A 20804-nucleotide genomic window follows, 5' to 3' on the forward strand; every position below is an offset into this window, starting at 1 on the left:
GCCGGGCCGGTGACAATGGCACTCTGTGGGCCGTCAACGGCGGGTTTGGGCAGGGGGGAAGCTCGCCAAGTCCGGTCAGCCGGGATGACGTCCAGGCTGTTACTGAGCTTGGTGCCTTCACCCTGGTGGCCATGCTGCGCCTGTGGCTGCTTTCCTTTCAGCACACTGCCGGTGACCTGCCACTCCCGGTTCAGCGTTAATGAAGGGTGGCCGGTGAGGGTGAAACGTTTTCCGGGCCACAGTTTCGGGGAGTTACTCTCGCAGGCAGCGGTTTCAGCATCCTGCCGGTGGCCTTCTGCCTGGTAGCGGGCAAAGTCCTGACCGTGCTGCTCGTCCTTGAAGCGTCCCGGCCAGTCGAAGATTTCATACTGGGTGCGCTGACCGTTCAGGTTCGGGGCGTGATGGCTGAAGTAAGCCGGCCAGCCAGGAGCTTTGAAGGTGTAATCCTGGTTTTCCACCGAGGAAGGGCGTACCTGCGCCCGGTAACGAAACTCGCTGATGCATTCCGTGGCGACTTCGCGGGTATTCGGGTTAAAGGACATCTCACCCAGCGTGGAGACCCCGGCCACGTCATCACAGAGCACCAGTTTCTGGTCGGGGCTGGTCGGGTGGAACCAGTCAAAGAAGAAAATGCCCTCTTCAGCCCACAGTCGGATGAGAAAGCCGAGGTCGGTTTCACCGTACTGAACGCAGAACTCCCGCGCCGGGTGGGATTCATAAAAGGAGGGCACCCAGTCGGTGACGCCGTTTTCAGTCAGCAGGGTGGTGGAAATGGCCAGGATATCCTGCTGCTGAAAGATACGGAAGTTCTGTCGCAGGCCACAGCGCCAGAGCGGAGGCGAAATAGTCAGGCTGTAGTTCATCTGCCAGCCGTTGTTTTCCCCGGTTTCCATCCCGGTGATGATGCCGTGGAGGTAGCGCAGTGCAACGGCCCCCTGCCAGATGGTCAGCGTGGCGTTTTTCTCAAGGAAACTGGCGGCGGTGAGGCCGGACCGGTCGCTGGCAATATCGACAGTGAGCAGAAAGGGCGTGGAGAGATTCTGGTAGAGGGTGAAGCTGACGACAGCGGTTGCCGCCGGCGTTAATCCGTCCACATCCAGCGTAAAGCGCAGTCCCTGCTGTGACATAAGTCTTGCCTCATGGTGCAGTTATATCGCAAATGAAGCAACATATCGCCTGAACGGATAAGAGGAAAGCAAGAAGGATTAGGTGGGAGATAATTTCAGAAAACGTTCAGTTTCCTTTTTATTGCGGGGTATAAGTCATAAAAAATACATACGTATACTTAATTATTAAAACCAAATGTGGTGTCAGGATCTCACCAAAAGCAACAACGCCATGCATGCCTGGCGTTGTTGCTTCTATTTACTGGTCAGCGGTCTTATCAAACTTACCTAATACTTCGCGCTCATAGGCCAGCGCTTTTTTGCGGTCAAATTTGTGTTCCCACTTGGAGATAACCAGCACCGCCAGTGCGTTACCCACCACGTTCAGCGCGGTACGCGCCATGTCGAGAATACGGTCAACACCAGCAATAAACGCCAGGCCTTCCAGCGGGATCCCCACGCTGCCCAGCGTTGCCAGCAGCACCACGAATGATACGCCCGGCACGCCCGCAATCCCTTTCGAGGTCACCATCAACGTCAACACCAGCACGATTTCCTGCCACAGCGACAGGTCGATACCATACAGCTGCGCAATAAAGATCGCGGCAATACTCTGGTACAGCGTTGAACCATCAAGGTTGAATGAGTAGCCGGTCGGCACCACAAAGCTGGTGATTGAAGCCGGTGCGCCATAGGCTTCCATCTTCTCGATAATACGCGGCAGTACGCTCTCGGAGCTAGCGGTAGAGTAAGCCAGAATCAACTCGTCTTTCAGAATGCGGATCAGGATCCAAATGCTCAAACCGCAGATACGCGCGACAATCCCCAGCACCACCAGCGCGAAGAACAGGATGGCAAAGTGCACCAACAGCACCAGCTTCGCCAGCGGCCACAGGGAGGCAAAACCGAAGTTTGCGACGGTAACGGCAATCAGCGCGAAAACGCCGACTGGCGCATAACGCATAACCATGTGGGTCACTTTAAACATGGTTTCGGAAATAGAGCGGAACACGGTAACCAGCGGCTCGCGGTGAGTGGCTGGCAGGGAAGACAAACCTAAACCGAACAGCACCGAGAAGAAGATAATCGGCAGCATATCGCCTTTTGCCATCGAGGCGACGATATTGGTCGGCACCAGTGACAAAATTGTCCCCATCAAACCATGCGCGTGGCTCTGTACTTCTGCAGTCGTGCTTTGATATTTCGAAATATCCACGGTCGCCAGTTGCGACATATCAATCCCGGAACCCGGCTGGAACACATTAGCCAGCGTGATCCCAAGGATAATCGCCACGGTGGTGATCACTTCGAAATAGAGAATAGTTTTGGCGCCAATGCGGCCCAGCTGTTTTGCATCACCGACTCCGGCGATACCGACAACCAGCGTAGAGATGACAATGGGCACAACGATCATTTTGATCAGATGGATAAAGATATCGCCCGCCGGTGACAGCAGGTTTACAACCAGCCATTCACGGCTGTCACTATGGTAATGCAGGTAACTCCCTAGCAGAATGCCCAGCACCATGGCGATTAGAATCTGCCATGCCAGGCTGACTTTCAAATTTTTCATAACAACGGACTTCCTCGATGGAGCGCTATTCCACATGCGGTGTGTGGGAATAGTACATACTGAAAGGGTATGAATTGTGTTGCGTTCGTTTATGGAGTTTTTTAACGCTTATTATCATTATCATCTGCATGGCATTCCGCGCAACCCTCTAAGAACAGGGCTTTTGGCTGATTTTATGCATAAAAATGCAATTTTATCGCGGTATTGATGAATAACTTTTTGTTATAAAAGAATTTTAATATGTTCAAAAATGAAGAAGTCATGGTGTGAGTTTTTTTCGCCAATTTGTTCGTTTGCCTGTTTTTTAAACAGGCCAAATGATACAAATCACAAAAAAAACAAATTTATTTTTGCCGATTCTGCAATAACTTCGCCATATTAATAGAGTCAACGAGCTGTGCCCGGTTCACCCTAGGCGAGTTTAAATCCATAACCTTTTGCCACACTGAAATAGCCTGGGCGTAGTCTGCCTGCATAAACGCATCTGAGGCTAACAGCATCAGCGCTGTGACCTCTGCCGGATCCAGCGCCAGAGCCTTATCAATCATCTCGCGAGTGGGTGGCGTCATATGTTGTCCGGCCTGGTAATACAATACCGTTGCCATCGCTGAATAGATCTCAGCATTTTCACCGCCGACACGCAGCGCCTGCTCGTAGGCCAGCAGCGCATTATGATACGCGTTTTGCCAAAGATAGTACTCCCCGAGTTGCGCCCATTTCACGCCGTTCTGGGGATTAGCGCGAATCTGCGATTGCAGCAAAAGCAACTGTTTTTCCTGAACATTCTCATCGGAGAAAGCATGTAAAGGGTCCGCCAGTCTCGTCTGCTCCTGACGAACCGCATGCCATTTTGGCGTCAACAAGTAGCCTCCAATGCAGGCCACAACCATCAGCACCGCCGCAGCGGTCAGCCACTTCACAGGCATTGGGCGTAACAGCGGTTCGGACTGGTTCATTGTTCACCTTCCTCCGTATGCTGACGTCTTCTCACTCGCCAGACCACCACACCTACCAGCAATAACAACAGGCACGGTAACGCCCACAGCAGCAGCGTTTGCTCATTCAGCGGCGGATTATAACGAACGAAGTCACCATAACGCTCGGTCATCCATGTCGTGATCTCGGCTTCGCTTTTCCCTTCCGCCACCATGCTATAAACCTGATGGCGCATACTGACCGCTACCGGCGCATTGGATTCCAGCAAGTTTTGGTTTTGACACTGCGGGCAGCGAAGCTGGCTGGCAATGGACAGCGCTTGTTCCTGCTGTTGCGGATTTTCAAAGTGCCAGGTATCCACAACCTGGGCATGGGTGGTAAAAGGTAGAAAAATCAGTAAACCCACAAGTAACATCGTTTTGCCGGATGGCGGCGTGAACGCCTTATCCGGCCTACCATGCTTTTCACTCGTAGGCCTGATAAGCGCAGAGCCATCAGGCAATAACTCTGGATGCTTCCTTCCTCGCCATGCGCTCAGCAGCGCGCCAAAGACCATTAATAGCCCTCCGCCCCAAATCCAGCGCACGCCGGTCTGCACGTACAAACGCATGGCATAGCGGTCAGGTCCGGTTTTTTCACCCATTACCGCGTACCAGTCATGCATCAGATTCCAGCGGATCCCCGGCTCCATCATCTGTTGACGGCGCGCGGCATAGAAGCGCCTTTCGGGTTGCAGGCTGCCAATACGTTTCTCATTGTACCACAGCGTGATCTGCGCTTTTTCACTGGTGTAGTTACCTTTGGCTTCCAGGTCGAGACGCTCAAAACGGAAAATGTAACCCGCCAGTTCAACCTGCTGCCCAGGGCTCAGGTTCAGGCTTATCTCCTGACGGCTACCGCTGGAAAAGACGATCCCCGCCGCAAACACCAGCACCCCGGCATGCGCCAGCAGTGCCGGAAGCTGGATGCGGAAAGACACGTTGCGGCTTCTGACCGTTGCCAGCACGATAACCAGCAGCATCAGCAGGCCAAAGGGCAGCGTAGCGCGGTTAAAGTACGGTGCGCCTACGGAGAGCCGTCCCCAGCCGAACAGCCCGTAAATCATCGGGTAGAGCGTGCCAATCAACACAATCAGCAGCACCGCACTAAAGAGCAGCAGTGCAACCAGAATCAGCATCTCGCGTGACCAACCGCCAAAACGCGCATTCTGCCGGACTTGCTGGCCCCGCCAGGCGTACAGCCCGAGCGACGCCAGACTCAACACGGTAAACAGCGCAAACAACGGCGCGGCGCGGACGTTATCCAACGCGAAAGCATGTACCGAAACGAGAATGCCGGAACGTACAATCAGCGTCCCAAGCAGCGATAAAATCAGCGTGACGATCGCCAGTAGCAGCGACCAGTGGCGGAAGATTCCGCGCTGGCGCGTGATATACAGGCTATGCAGCAGCGCGCTAGCGGAAAGCCAGGGTAATAAGGAGGCATTTTCAACCGGGTCCCAGAACCACCAGCCGCCCCAACCCAGCTCGCAATAGGCCCACCAGGAGCCAAGGATAATCCCCAGCGTCAGCGCGCACCAGCCGGGCAGCGCCCAGCGCCAGCACACCCAGGCGCTCTGCGCATTAAAGTCACCACGTAGCAGCGAGGCCAGCGCCACGCCTGCCGCCACCATCAAACCACCGTAACCCAGGTACAGCAGAGGTGGATGGAGGATTAACCCGAGATGTTGCAGCATCGGGTTAAGGTCGCGCCCTTCAATGGCTGGCGGGAAGATACGCACAAACGGATCGGACCATACCACCACAAACAGTAGCAGCAGGGCCGTAATCATTGAGAGGACGCTGAGCGTCAGCGGAAACAGCGCGTCGGTATCACGCCGATAGCGTAAAGCGAACAGCGCGCTCCAGCCGGAAAGAAACAGCACCCACAGCAGCAGCGATCCTTCATGACCGCCCCACACCGCCGCCAGTTTTAATCCCCACGGCAGCAGGCTGTAGCTGTGCTGAGCAACGTAGACCACCGAAAAGTCGCTGGTCAAAAAGCAGAATACCAGAATGGCAAAAGCCAGCAGTAGCAGGGTAAATTGCGCCCACACGCCCACCGTTGCAAGCCGCATCACCCCTTGCCAGCGCTGGCGGACACCCACCAGCACGGCAAGCGGGGTCAACACGTTGACCCCAAGGCTTAATAACAGCGCCAGAAAACCGGCTTCAGGAAGGAGAACGTCCAGATATCACCTTACGCAACGGTTAGCTGACCCGCATAGAGTATAAAAAATCGCAGCAGCAGTACGCCGGTCAGGCTGGCGCCGCAGACTGCCAGCACGCCATGAAACGTTGAACTGCGGTTGGCCCAGGGTTTTAGCAGCATCGGCAGTATCAGCCCAAGCCCAGCCACGCCAAGCCAGAACCACCAGGTCCAGAATCCGCCGCCCAGTGCCGCCGCCAGCGCGCGCATTTTGCCGTCATCGCCCAGCGCCAGACCGACGAAGAACGCCGCCAGCAGGAAGATCTCCAGCCATACCACCGGGACTTCCATGCGATGCACAAAGTGCGCTTCGGTACTGTGCGGGTTGCTACGATGGCGTAACGCCATGGCGATCAGCGCCACCGCGGCACCGGAGGAGATCCCAGAGAACAGGAACAGCACCGGCAGGATCGGGTTATTCAGGAACGGGTAAGATTTCAGCGCCGACAGCAGAAAACCGGTGTACGCCCCGAGCAGGACCGCCAGCACCAGCATTAACGTCTCAAGCGCACGATGGAAAGGCTCGATCAGCGTCAATACTTTCTGCACGATACCTAACCGCGGCAGCCAGCGCTGTTGCAGGGCAATCACCTCTTTTTCAAAGATTTTTGCCAGCCACAGCACTAACACCACCATGTACAACTGGAACAGCATGACCCCCATCGACATCACCGAAGTGAAGCTGTAGTGGAACATCAGTTTCCAGAAGGTCCATGGACGCGTCAGGTGGAACACCAGAATCAACAGACCGAGGATAATCGCCCCCGGCCCTAACACCAGCGTAGTGCGCAGCAGCGTGCTGTCCGAACCGCCCGCCTCCGGATGGAAGCGACGCAGCAGAATCGCCAGCGTGACCAGTCCGGCAGAGATACCTATCAGGAACAGATAGATGGCAATGGGCCAGTCCCACACCAGTGATTCAAAATGAAATGCAGAAGCGGATGTCATTGGCTCACCTCCCCAAATTTAAAGGGAACGCGGTAGACCTTCGGTTTTGTACCCAACGCCAGCTTGTAACGATAGGTCGTTTTCTGCTGCAACAAACGGGAGATATCGCTGTTGGGATCGTCCAGATTACCAAACGTCAGCGCCTTCGTCGGACATGACTCAACGCAGGCGGGCTGTTTGCCCGCTTTCAGGTTGGTTTTCCGGCAGAAATCGCATTTATCCGCCGTTTTGCTCACCGGATGGATAAAGCGCACGCGATAAGGACACGCGGCAATGCAGTACTGGCAGCCAACGCAAAGGTCCGGGTTCACATCCACAATGCCGCTGGCGGCATCACGATACGATGCCCCCGTCGGGCAGACGTCAACGCAGGGAGCGTGGTCGCAGTGCTGGCACGAGTGACGGAAGAAGCGATACTTCACATCAGGAAACGTCCCCTGCGGCTCACTGCGAATAATCGTCAGACGCGATACGCCTTCCGGCACGTTGTTGACTTCGCGACAAGCATCCATACAGGCCGTACAGCCGATGCATAATGACTCATCATGTACCATACCGTAACGCACGCCGTTGATGTTCAGCGTCTTCGCCACAACGCGCCCCGCCGTCCCGCTCACTGCCACCAGCGCTCCGACGCCGGTGATAAACTGGCGACGAGAGCAACTCATGGATGCTCCTTAAGCAACGAAATCGACGCCGGGTTAAAGTTCGGATTGTTACGTTGATCGCTGTGGCAATCGACGCAAATCTTGATCCGTCCTTTATCGCTCAGCGTTTGCATCGTGTCTTGCTTCGGATGCAGTGAGTGACAGCTGGCACACGCCACTTTGGTTACGTGGACATCGTGCGGCCAGAACGCTTTTTGCAGCTGCTCAGGCAGGTGACAGGACATACAGACGCTGTTCTGCTGCTCCACGTTGTACATCGGCTCATTAAAGCGCATCACATCTTTCACCCCTTCACGGTGATTCGGTGACGGCTGGCCGTGACAGTTGGTGCAGGTGACCGGCAGTTTGTTATTCGGGTTGATGACTTCCGCATGCTTACCATGCATGCCTTCGGTATCCGGCTTGTGACAGTCCAGACAGGCAGCATCCGGATTACGCTGTTGGGTAACTGTCCAGCGTTGATCCGACTCCTGCGGCGTTGGCGTGGCAGTGATTCCACTCAGGCTCCATAACAAGCCTGACGCCAGCACCCCAGCAGTTAATAACGAACGTAATACGCTCATATTCACTCCGTTGAGTTATCCGCCCCTTGCGGGGCGAAATGGGGTTATTGGCTTAACAGACCGTTTTTACGCGCCTGATCTTCCCACTGCGGAATCACCGTTTTGATGAAGTCCTGCTTCTCAGCATTGATTTGCTGCATGTTCAGACCAATCGCCGCCTGGGCTTTCTCTTTGGTCGAGATATCCGGCAACGGAATTTCATGCGTGATGCCTTTGGTCGCCAGCAGACGGACCAGTTTAGTACGCGCGTCGGCGGCTTTATCCATTGCGCTACCCAGCATCCGCAGACCTTCTTCCGGGGCGTGCATATGAATGCCGTGTGAGGCGATAGACAGGTCCCAGCGCCATTGTGCGTGACGGATATCTTCCAGAATCGGCTTCATTTCCGCTTCAGTCGCGCCCGCATCCCATGCGGCTTTCGCTTCGAAGTGCGCACGAACCAGCTGATCTTCAACTTTGATTTTCAGGTCATGAATGGCCTGTTTACGCTCGGCGACCACTTTTTGCAGGGACGCTTTGTCCTGGGTGTGGCAGTTCGCGCAGGTCTGAGGGAAGTTATCGAACGGGTTACCAATCTTATGGTCGGTGTAGATCTTGCCTTCCGCGTTTTGCACTTTCGGCATGTGACAGTCGATACAGGTCACGTTGTTCTTGCCGTGAATGCCCGCGCTCCAGGTTTCATACTCCGGGTGCTGCGCTTTCAGCATCGGCGTTTTAGACAGGGAGTTGGTCCAGTCAGAGAAAGCAATGTTGTCGTAGTATTTCTCCATGTTCTCGACTTTCATGCCGTCGTCCCACGGGAACTTAACGGCTTTGTTTTTACCGTCGAAGTAGTATTCCACGTGGCACTGGCCGCAGACCATGGATTGCTGGTCAAAGCGACCGGCTTTCTCAAACGGTTTACCGATGGCTTCCATCGCGCGTTCTGCATAAGGACGCGACAGGGTCAGTTCTGGCTTGCCTTTGGCGAAGTCTGGTGACGCGGTATTATGGCAATCCGCACAACCGAGGTTGTTAACAATTTCCGGACCGCCGCGCGCCCATTTACCGTGGAAGTAGCCATCTTCACCGTCTTTCTGGATAAGACGCGCTACGTCCGGGCTTTTACAGCTCCAGCAGGCCATCGGCAACGGACCATCTTCTGCCGTTTTTGGTGCGCCGGTACGTAAGGTTTCACGGACATCGGTCACGGCATACGCGTGTCCCCGCGGTTTGTTGTAATCGCGCGAGAATGGGTATCCCGCCCACAGGATCACCAGACGCGGATCTTCTGCCAGTGCATCTTCACGGGCTGATTGCTCAGACGTGGCTTTCCAGGAGAGATATTGATCGGGATGCTGAGGTGCGAAGGTTTCATTCTTCGCTTCAACGGTGACGGTTTTTGCAGGTACAGAAGTTTGTTCAGCGTGAACAGCAGAAATAAATAATAAAGGTAATAACAGGCTGAAGAAACGGCGTACGCGTGATTTTATCCTTGCCATAGGGGTCTCATCCAGATGACGCCATTATCTGCAATGGCGGTTCTTTTATTGTTTTCCACAACAGCAACCACACGAATACTGTCATGACATTGCTCCACCCTATTTGTAACAAGAAACCACACTGAAAATGTTGTCTTTAATCAATTGTAAGTGTATGTAAAATACCACTTTAGAGTTATAACACCCCTCTAATCTCTCACTCTTTTGTCTAATTCAGAGACAGATCACCTTTTCAACAATCCTTTAGATAACTGCATGTTATCGCGAGATTTAATCAATTTTTGCTAGTTCCCTTCAAAATTCAGTTTGTCGCTAATTTGCACAATTCGTTTATTGCGTGATCTGCCGCGCAAATACTAAACAAAACTCTCAAAGCCCCTACATTTAACGTTTATGAGACATATTATTAACATCCTACAAGGAGAACAAAAGCCATGAGCCAAATACATAAACACGCTATTCCCGCAAACATTGCGGATCGTTGCCTGATAAATCCGGAGCAGTACGCAGAGAAATACCAGCAATCCGTTAACGAACCCGACACATTTTGGGGCGAGCAAGGAAAGATTCTTGATTGGATCAAGCCGTACAGCCAGGTGAAGAACACCTCCTTCGCACCAGGCAACGTGTCTATTAAATGGTACGAAGACGGCACCCTGAACCTGGCCGCAAACTGCCTTGACCGTCACCTGCAGGCAAATGGCGATCGTACCGCCATCATCTGGGAAGGCGATGACGCTACCCAAAGCAAAAACATTACCTATCGCGAGTTGCATCGCGATGTCTGCCGTTTCGCCAATACGCTACTGGATTTAGGCATTAAAAAAGGTGACGTAGTGGCCATTTATATGCCGATGGTGCCAGAGGCTGCGGTTGCCATGCTGGCCTGTGCCCGCATAGGGGCCGTGCATTCTGTCATCTTCGGTGGTTTCTCACCGGAAGCCGTCGCCGGACGTATTATCGACTCCAATTCACGCCTGGTGATCACCGCCGACGAAGGCGTTCGCGCCGGACGCGCTATCCCACTGAAAAAGAACGTGGATGATGCGCTGAAAAATCCAAACGTAAAAACCGTTGAACATGTGGTCGTCCTCAAACGTACCGGTGGTAAAACGGAGTGGCAGGAAGGCCGTGACCTGTGGTGGTCCGATCTTATTGAGAAAGCCAGCTCAGAACACCAACCGGAAGAGATGAACGCGGAAGATCCGCTGTTTATCCTGTATACCTCCGGTTCAACCGGCAAGCCGAAAGGCGTGCTGCACACCACCGGCGGGTATCTGGTCTACGCTGCAACCACCTTTAAGTACGTGTTTGATTACCATCAGGGCGATATCTATTGGTGCACCGCTGACGTGGGTTGGGTAACCGGACACAGCTACCTGCTGTACGGCCCGCTGGCCTGCGGTGCAACCACGCTGATGTTCGAAGGCGTACCAAACTGGCCAACGCCTGCGCGTATGTCGCAGGTTGTGGACAAGCACCAGGTCAATATTCTGTATACCGCACCGACCGCCATTCGCGCACTGATGGCAGAAGGCGACAAAGCGATTGAAGGTACTGACCGTTCGTCGCTGCGTATCCTGGGTTCCGTTGGCGAGCCGATCAACCCGGAAGCGTGGGAGTGGTACTGGAAGAAGATCGGCAACGAAAAATGCCCGGTCGTCGATACCTGGTGGCAGACCGAAACCGGGGGATTCATGATCACCCCACTGCCGGGCGCTACCGAGCTGAAAGCCGGTTCTGCAACCCGTCCGTTCTTTGGCGTACAGCCTGCGATTGTCGATAACGAAGGTAATCCGCTGGAAGGCGCGACGGAAGGTAACCTGGTGATTACCGACTCATGGCCAGGCCAGGCGAGAACGCTGTTTGGCGATCACGAACGCTTTGAGCAAACCTACTTCTCTACCTTCAAGAATATGTACTTCAGCGGCGACGGCGCGCGCCGTGACGAAGATGGCTATTACTGGATCACCGGACGTGTGGACGATGTGCTGAACGTCTCTGGCCACCGTCTGGGAACGGCTGAAATCGAATCGGCGCTGGTGTCGCATCCGAAGATTGCCGAAGCCGCGGTGGTGGGAATTCCGCATAATATTAAAGGCCAGGCGATCTACGCCTACGTCACGCTGAATCACGGTGAAGAGCCGTCACCTGAGTTGTACGCCGAGGTTCGCAACTGGGTGCGTAAAGAAATTGGTCCGTTGGCAACGCCAGACGTGCTGCACTGGACCGACTCACTGCCGAAAACCCGCTCCGGCAAAATCATGCGCCGCATCCTGCGCAAAATCGCGGCGGGCGATACCAGCAATCTGGGCGATACCTCGACCCTCGCCGATCCTGGCGTCGTGGAGAAACTGCTCGAAGAGAAGCAGGCCATCGCGATGCCATCATAACAAAGTCCTGAAAATGCCGGATGGCGACGCGAAAGCGTCTTATCCGGCCTACAAATCTGACCCTACCCTCTCTTCACCGGGAGGGAAATATAAAAAACCTCCCCCAAAGGATTTCGTGTTACAGGAAGGCGGCAAGCGAGCACATCCCCAAAAGCATAGTTCACTATGTGACTGGGGTGGGCAAGTGCGGCCAACGAACTTGTAGCACGAAAGACGCAGGGGGACCTCTGGAGAGCTCTGTGATGAATGACCAAATTTATCAGCGGATAGAAGACAGTGCGCGTTTCAGGGAGTTAGTAGAAAAACGGCAACGGTTTGCCACCATTCTGTCCATCATCATGCTGGCAGTTTATATCAGCTTTATATTATTGATTGCCTTTGCGCCGGGCTGGCTGGGTACTCCGCTACACGCGGGAACCAGCGTCACCCGCGGTATTCCGATTGGGGTCGGTGTGATCCTTATCTCCTTCATCCTGACCGGGATCTACATCTGGCGGGCAAACGGTGAATTCGATCGCCTGAACAATGCGGTTTTGCACGAGGTTAAAGCATCATGAAGAGAGTCCTGACGGCGCTTGCCGCCACGCTGCCCTTCGCCGCAAACGCGGCGGATGCTATTAGCGGTGCAGTCCAACGCCAGCCAACCAACTGGCAGGCGATTATCATGTTCCTGATTTTCGTCATCTTTACGCTCGGCATTACCTACTGGGCGTCAAAGCGCGTACGTTCGCGTAATGACTACTACACCGCTGGCGGTAACATCACCGGTTTCCAGAACGGGCTGGCGATTGCGGGCGACTATATGTCGGCGGCATCGTTCCTCGGGATTTCCGCGCTGGTCTTTACCTCCGGTTATGACGGGCTGATCTATTCACTCGGCTTCCTGGTCGGCTGGCCAATTATTCTGTTCCTGATTGCTGAGCGTTTGCGTAACCTGGGTCGTTACACCTTTGCAGACGTTGCGTCTTATCGTCTGAAGCAAGGGCCAATCCGTATTCTGTCGGCCTGTGGTTCCCTGGTGGTGGTTGCGCTGTATCTGATCGCGCAGATGGTTGGTGCAGGTAAGCTGATTGAGCTGCTGTTTGGTCTGAACTATCACATCGCTGTCGTACTGGTTGGCGTGCTGATGATGATGTACGTTTTGTTTGGCGGCATGTTGGCGACCACCTGGGTACAGATCATCAAAGCCGTACTGTTGCTGTTCGGTGCCAGCTTTATGGCCTTTATGGTGATGAAGCACGTCGGCTTTAGCTTCAATAATCTGTTCACCGAAGCGATGGCGGTACACCCGAAAGGTTCAGCCATTATGAGCCCGGGCGGGTTGGTAAAAGACCCAATCTCCGCACTGTCGTTAGGTCTCGGCCTGATGTTTGGTACGGCGGGCTTGCCGCACATCCTGATGCGCTTCTTCACGGTTAGCGATGCCCGTGAAGCACGTAAGAGCGTGTTCTACGCCACCGGTTTTATGGGTTATTTCTATATCCTGACCTTTATCATCGGCTTTGGCGCAATCATGCTGGTAGGTGCAAATCCGGCGTACAAAGATGCTGCGGGCGCGCTGATTGGCGGTAATAACATGGCGGCGGTTCACCTGGCGAATGCGGTGGGCGGTAACCTGTTCCTCGGCTTCATCTCAGCCGTGGCGTTTGCCACCATTCTGGCGGTGGTTGCCGGTCTGACGCTGGCGGGCGCATCGGCAGTGTCTCACGACCTGTACGCCAACGTGTTCCGCAAAGGCGCCACCGAACGTGAAGAGCTGCGGGTTTCGAAAATCACCGTGCTGGTGCTGGGCGTGATTGCCATCGTGCTCGGCGTGCTGTTCGAAAACCAGAACATCGCCTTCATGGTCGGCCTGGCGTTCGCCATCGCGGCGAGCTGTAACTTCCCCATCATTCTGCTCTCTATGTACTGGTCGAAACTGACCACGCGTGGCGCAATGTTGGGTGGCTGGTTAGGCCTGCTGACGGCAGTGGTGCTGATGATTCTTGGTCCAACGATTTGGGTCCAGATCCTCGGTCACGAAAAAGCCATTTTCCCGTATGAGTATCCGGCGCTGTTCTCCATCAGCGTAGCATTCCTCGGGATCTGGTTCTTCTCTGCCACCGACAACTCAGAAGAAGGCAACCGCGAACGCGAGCAGTTCCGTGCTCAGTTCATCCGTTCCCAGACCGGGTACGGCGTAGAACAAGGTCGCGCGCACTAACTTCCCTTCTCCTCCGGCTTTCGGGCCGGAGGATTACATCCTTTCTCAGAACATCAGCCTCGCCACCAGCGGTGCCACCAGCACCATTACCACGCCGGAAAGCATCATCACCAGGCTGGCAACGACCCCTTCCTGCTGACCGAGTTCATAAGAGCGTGCCGTGCCTGCGCCGTGCGATGCTGCGCCAAATCCTGCGCCTTTCGCCATCCCTTCACGAATGGAAAGCCGTAAAAACAGCACATCGCCGACCGCCATACCAAATACGCCGGTCACCACCACGAACAATGCCACCAGGTCCGGCTGCCCGCCCAACGGTTCTGCCGCCGCCAGCGCAAACGGTGTGGTGACGGAGCGCACCGCCAGACTGCGTTGGATCTCATCAGGCAACATAAACAGGCGCGCCAGCCATACGGAACTGGTGACGGCCACCAGCGTTGCCGTAACCACGCCAGCCGTCAGCGACATCCAGTGACGCTTAATCACGGCAAGGTTGTCATACACCGGAACGGCAAACGCGATGGTCGCCGGGCCTAAAAGCCACAGCAACCAGTGCGATTCACCGATATAGTTTTGCCAGGAGATATGGCCGAAAACCAGCATCAGCACCAGCAGGGCCGGGGTGAGAACTAATGGCATTAGGGGTAATTTACGAAAACGGCGATACAGGCGCTTATTGGCAAAGTAGATACCCAGCGTAATCACCAGACACAACACGCTTAACTGGAAATTACTCACGGTTTAGCCTGCGCATTTCATAGCGATACACTTTATCCACCACCCACGCCGTTGCGCCGAGCACCATCAGCGTACTGATCGCAATCACGGCAAATATACGCCAGCCATCAACCAGCAACAGCTGCGTGTAGTTCACAACGGCGACCACCGCCGGAACAAAAAACAGCAGCATTTCAGCCAGTAACCAGCGAGCACCTGCGCGAATCCAGTTCAGCGGGATAACCCGACAGACAATTAACGCCAGCATCAGCACCATCCCGACCAGGTTGGCGGGAAGCGGCAGATGCAGCCAGGAGACAAGATATTGAGCAAATACAAAAAGACCTGCGTACAACAGAACCTGAACAGGAATCTGGAGTCGATGAATAACGGCAGGCGTCACGCGGCTTATCGCCACAGCCATGAGGGTATGTCCTTAAAAAATAGAGAGCGCCAGTATAGAGAGCCCCCGTCCAGGACTGAAATGAATTAAACTCATTGCAGGCATAGTCTTAAGGAATAATCATGGATATCAGAACGCTGCGATATTTTGTTGAGGTGGTTCGTCAGCAGAGCTTTACCCGCGCAGCGGAGAAGCTTTTTGTCACCCAGCCCACCATCAGCAAGATGTTGAAGAACCTTGAAGACGAGCTTAACTGCACGCTGTTAATCCGCGATGGTCGGCGACTGCTGTTAACCGACACCGGGCAGGTCGTTTTCGAACGCGGCCTGGCGATCCTTGCCGAGTTTCGCCAGCTTGAAGCGGAACTCAGTGACATTAATCACCTCAACAAGGGCGTGCTGCGCCTCGGTATCCCGCCCATGGTGGGGATGTTGATGGCCGGGCCGATCGGCCTGTTTCGCCAGCGCTATCCCGGCGTAGAGCTGAAGGTCTCTGAATTTGGCGGCTTAACCGTTCAGCAGGCGGTAATGAACGGTGACCTGGATGTCGCGATGACCGCGCTGCCGGTTGAAGAAGAGAGCGGTCTGGCAACCTTACCGCTTTTTAGCCATCCACTCTGCGTGTTGGTTCCTCGCTCCGGCCAGTGGACAACGTGCGAATCCATTCCCCCCGAGGCGCTGGCGGAACATCCGCTGCTTATCTACAACGAAGATTTCGCGTTGAGCCGCCAATTGCTTGAGCTGTTTAGCCAACACAACGTCAAACCCCGCATCGCGGTGCGCAGCGGGCAGTGGGATTTTCTGGCGGCAATGGTACAAGCCGGAGTTGGGATTGCCATTTTACCGGAGCCGATTTGCCAGCGGCTGGATAAGCAAACGTTGCGCTGGATCCCTCTGGAGAGCGACTTACGCTGGCAGTTGGGTATGATTTGGCGCGAAGGCGTGTATCTGTCGCACAGCGCCCAGGCGTGGCTCAAATGCTGTGAAGGGTTTTGGCTACCGCAAGCGTCGTAAAATGCCGGATGCGGCTAACGCCTTATCCGGCCTACATCGGTATGCCGGTGTTGTAGGCCTGATAAGCGTAGCGCATCAGGCACGTTCACCCGCATTAAAATCCATGATTTCACCTGCCCAATCTTGCGGGTACAAACCGTGCCTCACATCACGATGAAATGTTGAAAAAGGCCAAGCCTGTACCTGCTGTACCCAGCCGTGCTTCACAGGGTTAATGTAAATATAATCAACATGCTGGCGATAATCATGTTCATCACGGATGGTGTGCTCCCAAAAGCGAGATTGCCAGATATGTCGGGAATACAATGAGTGGGTGAAATGCTTCTTAATTTCCCGCCAGCGAGAGGAATAATCCGCATCATTGCCAGGTAATGTCCATATACAATGCATATGCTCGGGTAAAACGACCCACGCATTGATGCGAAAAGGCCTAACCTTTTTGACCGCAGCGATTGCACACCGAAGCGCGTGAATGTTGTCTGTCAGAAGGTGGCTTCGACGGTCCTGCAGATTTACCGTAAAAAACCAGGTTCCCCCATTGATGTAATTTCGTCGATAGTTGGACATGTTTCCCCCTTTCCTCAACCGTATGGAGAAAAGAGGGAATCGACAAGAGGGATGGATTCGTTCAGGAAAGCCGCTCGCAAATTACACGATGAATAATTTCTTGCAGCCAGTTGCGCGGCATTTGGCACACCCTTCGCCGGATGCGGCTAAAGCCTTATCCGGCCTACATCACTATTGCCGGTCTTGTAGGCCTGATAAGCGTAGCGCATCAGGCACACCCTTCGCCGGATGCGGCTAGCGCCTTATCCGGCCTACATCGCTATTGCCGGTCTTGTAGGCCTGATAAGCGTAGCGCATCAGGCACCCCTTCGCCGGATGCGGCTAGCGCCTTATCCGGCCTACATCGCTGTTGCCGGTTTTGTAGGCCTGATAAGCGTAGCGCATCAGGCACACCCTTCGCCGGATGCGGCTAGCGCCTTATCCGGCCTACATCGCTATTGCCGGTCTTGTAGGCCTGATAAGCGTAGCGCATCAGGCACACCCTTCGCCGGATGCGGCTAGCGCCTTATCCGGCCTACATCGCTGTTGCCGGTCTTGTAGGCCTGATAAGCGTAGCGCATCAGGCACTACCGTTTACTGATTCTCAATCAACAGCGCTTCCAGCAAATCCAGGTCGTGCAGTAGTTTTTGCAGCGTTTCATTGCTGATTTCACGCGTGGCGCGCAGGTGATAAAGCTCCGCGCGTTCTGAACGCAGCGCTGCCAGGCGGAAACGTCGTTCGAGGTTTTCTTCCTGCATCGAGCTTTCCACATCGTTGCGCCCGTCGGCGCGTCGGCGCAGGTTACCAATCACGCGTGAACTCACCTCGGTGAGCAACTGGTTATCGATGTTCTCTTCGGTGTCTGCGGCCAGTCGCTCCTCCATTTTCTGGATCGCGACAATCGCCACTTCTGCCGTGGCGGCGCGGGCGATACGTTCCTCTTTCTGCTGCTGCGAGTGGTCTGCCACTTCCAGATGTTGTAGCAGAATCGGCAGCATCACCACGCCGACAAACAGCGAGAACAGGATCACGCCTGCGGCAAGGAAGATCAGCTCATATCGCGCGGGGAAGCCGCTACCGTCCGGTAACAACAGTGGAATGGAGAGCACACCGGCGAGGGTAATGGCCCCGCGTACACCGGCAAAAGAGGCGATCATGATTTCACGCGTCGTCCAGGATCCAAACTCCATCGGTTTTTTCTTCAGGAAGCGCAGACTGAACTTTTTCATGGTCCACAGCCAGCCAAAACGCACCAGCATTAGCGCCACGTAAATCAGCACGACATCGGTAAACAGCATCCAGATTTCAACATTCGGATCGGCCTCGGCCGCCGCCAAAGAAGACTCCAGAATTCCCGGTAACTGTAGCCCTAACAGCAAGAAGACCATGCCGTTAAACACAAACTCCAGCATCGCCCAGGTACTGTTAGCACGTAAACGCATCGCCAGCGGCGCGCGGCGCATCACCCCGGAACGGGTGATCGTCATCCCGGCAGCGACCGCCGCGAGGATACCGGAAACGCCGATATGTTCCGCAATCAGGTAAGACGCAAACGGCAGCAGGAACAGCAGGACGATTTGCGTTGCCGGCTCGTCACCGCCCCAGCGGCTGAGGAAGCGCAGGGAGCGGCCGTACAGCCAACTGACGACAAAACCAGCCAGGATGCCGCCAATCGCCACTTTGAAGAACTCAAGCGTTGCGCCACCAACGGTGAATACCATTGTGCCCATCGCCACGGCGACGGCAAACTTCAGAGAGACCAGACCGGAGGCGTCGTTCATCAACGCTTCGCCCTGCAGGATACCCATGATTTTCTTCGGTATACGTCCCTCTCCCACAATGCCGGAAAGTGCGACGGCATCGGTTGGCGATAGCACAGCAGCCAGCGCAAAGGCTGGGATGAGAGGGATCCCCGGCACCAGCCAGTAAATCATAAATCCAATGCCGACCACCGTGACCAGCACCAGCGCCAGTGCCAGGCCGAAAATCTCTCGCCCGTGCTCGAGAAACTCACGCGTTGGCGTCTTCCAGCCATCGGCAAAGAGCAGCGGCGGGATGAACAGAACCAGGAACAGCTCAGGATCGAATTCCACATGCAAACCAAACGTCGGCCACGCCAGCAAGGCGCCGATGGCGATCTGCATAAGGGGTAAAGGAAGTTGGAAGGGCAATACGCGAGTAAATACCCCCGACAGCGAGACCACAAGGGTCATGATGAGTATGGTGAAAAAGATTTCCATGCGTTCCCTGTTTGCGATGTTTCTTATGATTGCTAATGAGAGGCGTCGTGCCTCAATTCTATCTAATTGAGAGTAACGCAAAAGACAACGAGTGTGTTCTGAAAATGAAAACGGGCGGCCAAAGCCACCCGTTTTTAGGATCGTCAGGAAATCAGAATCAGATAGCCCAACCGCCGGCGTAGAAGGCCACCAGCGCGATGGCGATCACCACGGTGCCGATGTTCAGTTTGCGCCATTCACCAGAAACGATGCGGCCAATTACCAGGGTCGCAAAGCCAATCATGATACCGGTAACGATGTTACAGGTCAGCACGATAAATACGGCCGTAACCAGTCCTGCCATTGCGTCGACAAAGTCAGCAAAGTCGATTTTCGCGACGTTGCTCAGCATCAACAGACCCACATACATCAGCGCAGGTGCCGTTGCGTACACAGGAACAAGATAAGAGAGCGGAGAGAGGAACAGGATCAGCAGGAACAGTACGCCAACGGTGATCGCTGTCAGGCCAGTTTTACCGCCTGCCGCCGTACCCGCTGCGGATTCAATGTAAACCGCCGCCGGAGCTGCACCCACCAGACCAGAGAACACGCTGCTCAGGGAGTCAGTGGTCAGCGCTTTGCCACCGTCGATAATCTGTCCGTCTTTATCCAGCAGATTCGCCTGTCCGGCTACCGCGCGGATGGTTCCGGTTGCATCGAAGACAGCGGTCATGACCAGCGCCAGCACGCTCGGCAGGACAATCGGGTTCAGTGCCCCCATGATATCCAGGCTGCCGATCAGCGAATTGCCGTTTTCATCACTCAGAGACGGCATGGCAAAAATGCCGGAGAAATGCACGGCCGGGTCGAAAATCAGACCAACCACGGAAATACCGATAATGGTCAGCAGAATGCCACCCGGTACTTTCAGTTTTTCGAGGCCAATAATCACCGCCAGACCAATTAACGACATAATGACCGGGAAGGTATCGAAGTCACCCAGCGCAACCGGCAGGCCGTCCAGCGGGTTCTTAATTACCAGACCGACACCGTTTGCCGCAATCAGCAGCAGGAACAGGCCGATACCAATCCCCGTACCATGCGCAACGCCCTGCGGCAGATTGCGCAGGATCCAGCTACGGATACCGGTCGCGGAAATGATGGTAAACAGGACACCCATCAGGAACACCGCACCCAGCGCAACGGGCACGCTAATATGTTGGCCCAGCACCAGGCTGAATGCGGTAAATGCGGTCAGAGAAATGGCGCAACCAATTGCCAGCGGCAGGTTTGCCCACAGCCCCATCACAATAGAACCGACGCCCGCGACCAGACAGGTCGCCACAAATACAGCAGCAGGTGGGAACCCGGCTTTACCCAGCATCCCCGGAACCACGATAACGGAGTAGACCATGGCCAGGAAGGTCGTTAATCCGGCAACGACTTCCTGACGAACGGTACTGCCGCGGAGCGAAATTTTAAACCAGGCGTCGAGTGAACCGCCGGTACGCGCTGAAGGCGTAGACATAGAAAACATCCCCTGAGAGTTTATTTTTTCGTCATTATGCGTGCTGGACAATCCACTGCCTGCTAAACGTTTTCTCCATGTGCCAGGTTTGCGTCAATAGGGGTGTCGCAAAAAAGCAAACGTTTAGCTCCGCGCATAAAAAACGGGTGGTAAAAAAAAGCAAACGATTATCCAGCGATCATACGCTGGTTTTCAACTGAACTTTGCCGCTTTTTACTCATTTCTTCTTATAACGCGCAAGAAATAACCAGTCGATGCGCAA

Annotated in this window: 17 protein-coding genes; 4 read left to right on the forward strand and 13 right to left on the reverse strand. The window is 54.7% G+C overall.

Features of this window, described 5'->3' with window-relative positions; all coding sequences use genetic code 11:
• From tssI to nrfA, 8 genes are all read right to left on the reverse strand, one after another.
• Nucleotides 1-1127: type VI secretion system tip protein TssI/VgrG (gene tssI / locus OGX83_RS21610; RefSeq protein ID WP_286589142.1), on the reverse strand; the 1127-nt coding region annotated here is incomplete at its 3' end.
• 238 nt (nt 1128-1365) lie between these two features.
• Nucleotides 1366-2679, reverse strand: a complete 1314-nt coding sequence (gltP, locus tag OGX83_RS21615; RefSeq protein WP_103285881.1) for a glutamate/aspartate:proton symporter GltP — start codon at nt 2677-2679, stop codon at nt 1366-1368.
• A 344-nt stretch (nt 2680-3023) separates the two neighbouring features.
• Complete coding sequence (gene nrfG, locus OGX83_RS21620; RefSeq protein WP_286589145.1) at nt 3024-3635, reverse strand: heme lyase NrfEFG subunit NrfG; 612 nt, start codon at nt 3633-3635, stop codon at nt 3024-3026.
• The gene (gene nrfF / locus OGX83_RS21625; RefSeq protein ID WP_286589170.1) at nt 3632-5845 is read right to left on the reverse strand and encodes a heme lyase NrfEFG subunit NrfF; all 2214 of its coding nucleotides are present in this window, start codon (nt 5843-5845) and stop codon (nt 3632-3634) included. Before nrfF ends, nrfG begins: the two co-directional genes overlap by 4 nt.
• Before the next feature lie 8 nt (nt 5846-5853).
• A complete protein-coding gene (gene nrfD, locus OGX83_RS21630) occupies nt 5854-6810 on the reverse strand; it encodes a cytochrome c nitrite reductase subunit NrfD (RefSeq protein ID WP_286589147.1) in 957 nt (318 codons plus the stop codon).
• Nucleotides 6807-7478, reverse strand: coding sequence for a cytochrome c nitrite reductase Fe-S protein (gene nrfC / locus OGX83_RS21635; protein ID WP_003031761.1), 672 nt, complete (start codon nt 7476-7478; stop codon nt 6807-6809). Before nrfC ends, nrfD begins: the two co-directional genes overlap by 4 nt.
• Entirely contained in the window at nt 7475-8041 is a 567-nt protein-coding gene (nrfB, locus tag OGX83_RS21640) for a cytochrome c nitrite reductase pentaheme subunit (protein ID WP_286589149.1), read from the reverse strand. The genes nrfC and nrfB overlap by 4 nt, the downstream gene beginning before the upstream one ends.
• A 44-nt stretch (nt 8042-8085) precedes the next feature.
• Nucleotides 8086-9522: an ammonia-forming nitrite reductase cytochrome c552 subunit gene (gene nrfA, locus OGX83_RS21645; protein ID WP_003826647.1), complete on the reverse strand. Its 1437-nt coding sequence runs from the start codon at nt 9520-9522 to the stop codon at nt 8086-8088.
• Between the two features lie 434 nt (nt 9523-9956).
• Here nrfA and acs point away from each other — a divergent pair, with 434 nt between their 5' ends.
• The 3 genes from acs to actP all read left to right on the forward strand — a co-directional run bounded on the left by acs (nt 9957) and on the right by actP (nt 14118).
• Entirely contained in the window at nt 9957-11915 is a 1959-nt protein-coding gene (gene acs, locus OGX83_RS21650; protein ID WP_003826645.1) for an acetate--CoA ligase, read from the forward strand.
• A gap of 242 nt (nt 11916-12157) precedes the next feature.
• On the forward strand, nt 12158-12472 hold the full coding sequence (locus tag OGX83_RS21655; RefSeq protein ID WP_003031750.1) for a DUF485 domain-containing protein: 315 nt from the start codon (nt 12158-12160) through the stop codon (nt 12470-12472).
• Nucleotides 12469-14118, forward strand: coding sequence for a cation/acetate symporter ActP (gene actP / locus OGX83_RS21660; protein WP_008786931.1), 1650 nt, complete (start codon nt 12469-12471; stop codon nt 14116-14118). The genes OGX83_RS21655 and actP overlap by 4 nt, the downstream gene beginning before the upstream one ends.
• 45 nt (nt 14119-14163) lie before the next feature.
• On the opposite strand, the gene OGX83_RS21665 is transcribed toward actP, so the two are convergent.
• Entirely contained in the window at nt 14164-14853 is a 690-nt protein-coding gene (locus tag OGX83_RS21665) for an LrgB family protein (protein ID WP_003031745.1), read from the reverse strand.
• A complete protein-coding gene (locus OGX83_RS21670; protein WP_003826638.1) occupies nt 14846-15256 on the reverse strand; it encodes a CidA/LrgA family protein in 411 nt (136 codons plus the stop codon). Before OGX83_RS21670 ends, OGX83_RS21665 begins: the two co-directional genes overlap by 8 nt.
• A gap of 101 nt (nt 15257-15357) precedes the next feature.
• Between OGX83_RS21670 and OGX83_RS21675 the strand changes: the two genes are divergently transcribed.
• Nucleotides 15358-16248 carry a LysR family transcriptional regulator gene (locus tag OGX83_RS21675; RefSeq protein WP_003826636.1) on the forward strand — a complete coding sequence of 297 codons (891 nt, stop codon included), beginning with the start codon at nt 15358-15360 and terminating at the stop codon, nt 16246-16248.
• 75 nt (nt 16249-16323) lie between these two features.
• Here OGX83_RS21675 and OGX83_RS21680 read toward each other — a convergent pair whose 3' ends face one another.
• From OGX83_RS21680 to ghxP, 3 genes are all read right to left on the reverse strand, one after another.
• The gene (locus OGX83_RS21680; RefSeq protein WP_286589150.1) at nt 16324-16815 is read right to left on the reverse strand and encodes an REP-associated tyrosine transposase; all 492 of its coding nucleotides are present in this window, start codon (nt 16813-16815) and stop codon (nt 16324-16326) included.
• Nucleotides 16816-17388: 573 nt separating this feature from the next.
• A complete protein-coding gene (locus OGX83_RS21685) occupies nt 17389-19035 on the reverse strand; it encodes a Na+/H+ antiporter (RefSeq protein ID WP_003826634.1) in 1647 nt (548 codons plus the stop codon).
• 157 nt (nt 19036-19192) lie between these two features.
• A complete protein-coding gene (gene ghxP, locus OGX83_RS21690; RefSeq protein ID WP_003826632.1) occupies nt 19193-20542 on the reverse strand; it encodes a guanine/hypoxanthine transporter GhxP in 1350 nt (449 codons plus the stop codon).
• Nucleotides 20543-20804: the final 262 nt, after the last annotated feature.

This window comes from Citrobacter sp. Cpo074, assembly GCF_030332745.1.
Classification (GTDB): domain Bacteria; phylum Pseudomonadota; class Gammaproteobacteria; order Enterobacterales; family Enterobacteriaceae; genus Citrobacter; species Citrobacter portucalensis.